This window comes from Niastella sp., assembly GCF_045805085.1.
GTDB lineage: Bacteria > Bacteroidota > Bacteroidia > Chitinophagales > Chitinophagaceae > Niastella.
Genome location: NZ_JBJMLX010000177.1, coordinates 1 through 5,437 on the forward strand (window position 1 = coordinate 1; position 5,437 = coordinate 5,437).

Below are 5,437 nucleotides of genomic sequence, written 5' to 3' on the forward strand. Positions count from 1 at the left end.
ATTCTATGGTTCCGCCTTTATTTATTTATAAAGTAAGTACATTTGGAACACAATAGATAAGTAAATCATTAATTCCATGCAACAACAGAATAGCGACAGAGGCACGTTGCCTGTGGTATTTAAAGAAGAAAGCAGCATCCCCGACAATTACAAGATCACCGAGATCCACCAGCGGGAGTATTTATTGAACGGCGAACTGGTTCCCTGGAATGGACCCGTAACCAATATTTATTCCCCGGTTTGCATACCTACAGCTAAAGGATTTGAGAAAAAGTTATTGGGCAGCATTCCCAATACTACCCCTAAAGAATCATTAGAAGCGCTTGACGCCGCTGTAGCTGCTTATGACAATGGTTTGGGTGAATGGCCTACCATGTCTGTGGAAGGACGTATTAAGTGCATGCAGAAGTTTGTGTATTTAATGATCCAGCAACGGGAACTGGTGATCAAATTGCTGATGTGGGAAATTGGCAAAACGCTGGCCGACGCCACCAAGGAGTTTGACCGTACAGTTGATTACATCAACTTCACCATCGACGCCCTGAAAGACCTCGACCGCGAGTCGTCCCATTTTCAGCAGGCAGAAGGCACCATTGCACAAATAAGAAGAGCGCCATTAGGTGTTGTGCTGAGCATGGGGCCCTTTAATTATCCATTGAACGAAATTTTCACCACGCTGATACCAGCCCTCATTATGGGCAACACCATCCTGTTTAAATTACCAAAATACGGGGTGTTGTGTCATTATCCTTTATTGAATGCGTTCAAAGAAGCATTCCCTAAAGGCACGGTGAATACATTATATGGAAAAGGCTCAGAGATCATTTCACCCATCATGGAAAGTGGTAAAGTGAATGTACTGGCCTTTATTGGTAGCAGCAAGGTGGCAAACGGGCTTAAAAAATTACACCCGAAAGTAAACCGCTTACGCGCTATCCTGAGTCTGGATGCCAAGAACGCGGCCATTGTAACCAAACATGCAGACATTGACGTAGCCGTAAATGAATGTATCCTGGGCGCGCTTTCATTCAACGGACAACGTTGCACAGCCCTGAAACTCATCTTTGTGCAAAGAGAGGTCGCCGCTGTGTTTACTGAAAAGCTTGCTGCAGCAGTCTCTGCCATGAAACCCGGATTGCCCTGGGAAGCTGGTGTTAGAATAACACCGCTGCCTGAAGACAATAAGCCCGCTTATTTGAAGGCCTGCATCGATGACGCTGTTTCAAAAGGCGCTAAAGTGATGAATGTAAATGGTGGTTTCCAGGAAGGTTCCTTTGTATTCCCTGCAGTAGTATATCCGGTTAATGACCAAATGCGGTTGTATCACGAAGAACAGTTTGGACCTATCGTTCCGATAGTGCCTTTCGATTCTATCGATGAACCGGTAGCCTACCAGGTAAATGCATCACATGGTATGCAGGTGAGTATTTTCAGCGAAGACGCCAAAGAAGTGGCCAGCCTCATCGATCCATTTGTAAACCTGGTAAGCCGCGTGAATATCAACTGCCAGGCGCAACGTTCCCCCGATGTATTTCCATTTACCGGAAGAAAAGACAGTGCAGAAGGTACGCTCTCTGTATTCGATGCGCTTCGTTCATTCTCTATCCGCTCACTGGTGGCAGCTAAATTAACAGAATCGAACAAGAGCCTGCTCAATACTATTGTCAGAGATCATAACTCTAACTTTTTGAGCACTGATTATATTTTCTAAAGCAAGCGTTGGTCTTGTAAACAAAACCCCGACAGGCTGTGGCTTGTCGGGGTTTTTATATTTTACTTATAAGAAAGGTTACTGCCAGTGTGATGAAAAGCAACAGGTAGTTCCATAATGGGCCTGCCCGTATATATACAGCACAGTAAAGCAGGTGCCGCAGAGGAGTCTCAGGCAATATGCAATATAGCTTCAGTATAGTCTCAGGCAGTATGCAGTACTGCTACAGTAGGGGAGCAGGCAGGATGTGCCGTGGATGAACCATGGATACAGTATGGATGAAGCATACCAATAGTAAGGGAATAGTAAGACAATAGTAAGAGGATAGTAAGGGAAGAATTGGGAATGAAGTGATTTTGGAGGCTCCTGGCTGAATTATTTGGTATGTATTTTCCTGGTGGCATATTATATTAAACCCTCGTTATAAAGATACGAATTGCTTTTGTAACGAGGTTGATTATAGACTCATTTAAATTGAAAAGGCTATCCACCAGCCGGCGGATAGCCAATCTTTCATATATATGTGGTTTCCGAAATAATGCTTATCGTAAGATCACTTTCTTGCTGCTCACAACATGTATCCATAAAACTGATGAAAGAAAGCTGGTCAATGTCAACAGCGCTGATACATTATAATTTCCAAATTTGAAAGATATTGCACTGACTAAACTGGCAATTACTATCAATACAATGGTGGTAAGGGTAAATATCGTTTTCATATAAGTTAATTTTTAAGGTGATTTAGGCTTTTTAAATTCAAGCTTTTTATTTGTTGCTTGTTTGTATAATAGAAGGGGCAGGAGCCCGGAAGTTTATTAATGAAATGTGAAAGCGATAAAGATGGTATCTGAAAAGAAAGGCCCTTGCTTTTGTAGTATATGCCCGTAATCACTATCTTTCCCCTGAGAATTTTTACTTATGAGATCCTTTTTCTGTTTCCTGTTATTATTACTGAGTACTATTTCACATTGTTGGGCGCAAGACCTTTCCGGCACCTGGGAAGGAGAGATCGATGCGGAGTATATGAAAATGGTAATTATCAAACAGGGGAACACCTATATTGGTTATACCTATGATGAGGGGATGGGTTATTGCAAGGCCAACTTTTTAGGCAGTTTCAATGATTCTACCCGCCAGTTAAAAGGCGCCGGTCAAAGCTTTATTGAAAAAACAGCCAGCCATGTGTTGTGCAGTTATAAACTTACATTCAGCGTACATGGCGATGGGAAATACCTGGTTGGTTCTGCCAATCCCAAATCAACCTTAACGCTGATCCTTTCCATGGGCATACCCGCGCGTACCATCTTAAAACAGGTGAATACAAACGTAGATACCACTGCTTACATGTTCTCCTGGATAAACAAACATGGCAATCCAACAAATACCATTGCTCAGAACAGGAAAGTGCTTAAAACAGATAGCATCCTGCCTACGCCCGGCCTGTCGCTCGCAGATCTTAACAAAAAGGCTTTTGATGACAGCATTACAACCGTTAAAACGCAACGTACATCCGATACATTGAGCACGATCATTACCGCTGCCGACAGCATTGTGATCACCATTGCCGATAACGAGGTGGTAGATGGCGATACCGTAACAATATTTCATAATAATGAGGTGCTGGTATCCCGGCTTTTTGTATCGGCGCATCCATACAGGGTCGTGGTGCCATTGAAATCGGATGTACCCATTCATGAATTTGTGCTGGTAGCCAATAACCTCGGTTCTATTCCACCCAATACGGCTTTATTGACCATCGAGGCAGGGAAGGACCGCTATCAATTAAAAGCCGCTTCGGATCTGAAAAAGAATGCAGTGATTATTTTTCAGCACAGGAAATAGGTCCCGCCACTGGCATGGAATTTTCAGCTTTTTTTATAAAAGAACGGCTTCCTGTGACCTGCAAAAATGAAATACAGATCAACCTAAAGGATGTTGAGTTGGGTGCAAACCTGGCCGAACCGGCTGATGCAAAGGCGCTGGTGATCTTTGCGCATGGGAGCGGCAGCAGCCGGTTAAGTCCGCGCAATAATTTTGTGGCCGACATCCTGAATAAGCACAACATGTCAACCCTGCTCACCGATCTGTTAACCGCTTTTGAAGACCAGATTTATGCAAACCGGTTTGATATTGCGTTGTTGAGCCATCGTTTGGTTCAGGTAACGGAATGGGCGTCGCAACAACGTAATCTGGCGCAATTGCCGGTTGGTTATTTTGGCGCCAGCACCGGCGCGGCTTCCGCTTTACAGGCCGCCGCTTTGCTTGATATAGCCATTAAAGCGGTTGTAAGCCGGGGAGGCCGGCCCGATCTGGCGATTGCCTTAAAGCAGGTAAAAGCGCCCACCTTACTCATTGTTGGGTCGCGCGATCTGCAGGTGATGGATTTAAACAATGAGGCGTATGAACAACTCACATGTGAAAAAAATATAGCAATCGTTGAAGGCGCCTCTCATTTGTTTGAGGAACCCGGCGCTTTGCATAAGGTAGCTGACCTGGCTGCCAACTGGTTTGAGAAATATTTATAACATGGTGGGCCTTTATTTCTGATTGATAGGCGTTTCTATGATCAGGAATTCGCTGCTTTCTTTGCAGGTGATCTCAAAATGAGAAGCATCCCAAATACCCAGCGCATCCCTGGTAAATACAGGCATGCGGTTAACCAGAATTTCACCGGAAATTACAAATACAAAAGCGCACATGTTCTCTTTAAGCATATTGTGGCGCACTACTTCGTTTTTATCAAAAGCGCCCAGTAATAATTTTGCATTCTGGTTGATCCAGCAATGCTTTAATCCCTCTTCACCCGAAATAATAGTAGTCAGCGTATTCTTCCGGCTTTCAATCGGAAAGCTTCTTTGTTGATAACGGGGTATTATGTTTTGTTGCTTTGGCTGGATCCAGATCTGTAGAAAATTTACATCTTCTTCGCCAATGTTATATTCTTCATGCCGCAACCCGCTGCCTGCACTCATGATCTGTACGCCACCTGCTTCTATTACTGTGCTGTAGCCCATAGAGTCTTTATGATTCATTTTTCCCTTCAGTAAAATGGAGATGATCTCCATATTGATATGGGGATGAGTGCCAAATCCTTTTCCGGGTTCTACATAATCATCGTTAAAAGCTACGAGTGTGCCAAAGGCACTTTTTAAAGGATGATAATAATCACTAAAACTGAAATAGAAATTGCTTTTTAACCAGCCAATGTCTTTCTTGCCTCTTTCTTTACCACTGAAAAAATGAGTTTGCATAACATATATTGAATAGTTATCGGAAAGATTATCCTATATGCTCATCCAGCAGGATCCTGTCTGCCGGACTTAACCGGTTCTTTGCCAGTGCAGCCTGGTGCCAGTAGGGATACAACATGGGTAAACGGCTCACTTCATTTAAACGTTCCCTTTCTTTCTCCGTTAGGGTTACAGAAGCGGCCCTGATGTTATCTTTTACCTGATCAAGATTGCGGGCGCCGATCACTAATGAAGTAACAGAAGCGCGGCCCAGTACCCATGCCAGCGCCACCTGCGCGGGTGTTACCTGTTTTTCTGCAGCAATGGCTTTCAGCACATCCACTATATTCCAAAGACGATCAAAATCGCGGATGGGCGGTTCTGTCCAGCCGGCAGCAAAACGGCCTTCGTTGCGGGTTTGCATATCGCGGGTATATTTTCCGCTGAGTAAACCACCAGCGAGCGGGCTCCAGATCAATGCGCCCAGTCCCTGGTC

Annotated in this window: 6 protein-coding genes; 3 read left to right on the forward strand and 3 right to left on the reverse strand. The window is 44.2% G+C overall.

Annotated elements, in window-relative coordinates; genetic code table 11:
• Window positions 1–76: 76 nt before the first annotated feature.
• A complete protein-coding gene (locus ACJ751_RS08995; RefSeq protein ID WP_407745153.1) occupies window positions 77–1,711 on the forward strand; it encodes an NADP-dependent glyceraldehyde-3-phosphate dehydrogenase in 1,635 nt (544 codons plus the stop codon).
• A gap of 542 nt (window positions 1,712–2,253) precedes the next feature.
• On the opposite strand, the gene ACJ751_RS09000 is transcribed toward ACJ751_RS08995, so the two are convergent.
• A complete protein-coding gene (locus ACJ751_RS09000) occupies window positions 2,254–2,430 on the reverse strand; it encodes a hypothetical protein (protein ID WP_407745154.1) in 177 nt (58 codons plus the stop codon).
• A 199-nt stretch (window positions 2,431–2,629) separates the two neighbouring features.
• Between ACJ751_RS09000 and ACJ751_RS09005 the strand changes: the two genes are divergently transcribed.
• Window positions 2,630–3,553, forward strand: a complete 924-nt coding sequence (locus tag ACJ751_RS09005) for a hypothetical protein (RefSeq protein WP_407745155.1) — start codon at window positions 2,630–2,632, stop codon at window positions 3,551–3,553.
• 14 nt (window positions 3,554–3,567) lie between these two features.
• On the forward strand, window positions 3,568–4,236 hold the full coding sequence (locus tag ACJ751_RS09010) for a dienelactone hydrolase family protein (RefSeq protein WP_407745156.1): 669 nt from the start codon (window positions 3,568–3,570) through the stop codon (window positions 4,234–4,236).
• Between the two features lie 12 nt (window positions 4,237–4,248).
• Here ACJ751_RS09010 and ACJ751_RS09015 read toward each other — a convergent pair whose 3' ends face one another.
• Together ACJ751_RS09015 and ACJ751_RS09020 are read right to left on the reverse strand one after the other, a co-directional pair.
• The gene (locus ACJ751_RS09015) at window positions 4,249–4,962 is read right to left on the reverse strand and encodes a pirin family protein (RefSeq protein ID WP_407745157.1); all 714 of its coding nucleotides are present in this window, start codon (window positions 4,960–4,962) and stop codon (window positions 4,249–4,251) included.
• A 28-nt stretch (window positions 4,963–4,990) separates the two neighbouring features.
• The coding region (locus ACJ751_RS09020; RefSeq protein ID WP_407745158.1) for an aldo/keto reductase at window positions 4,991–5,437 on the reverse strand (447 nt) is incomplete at its 5' end.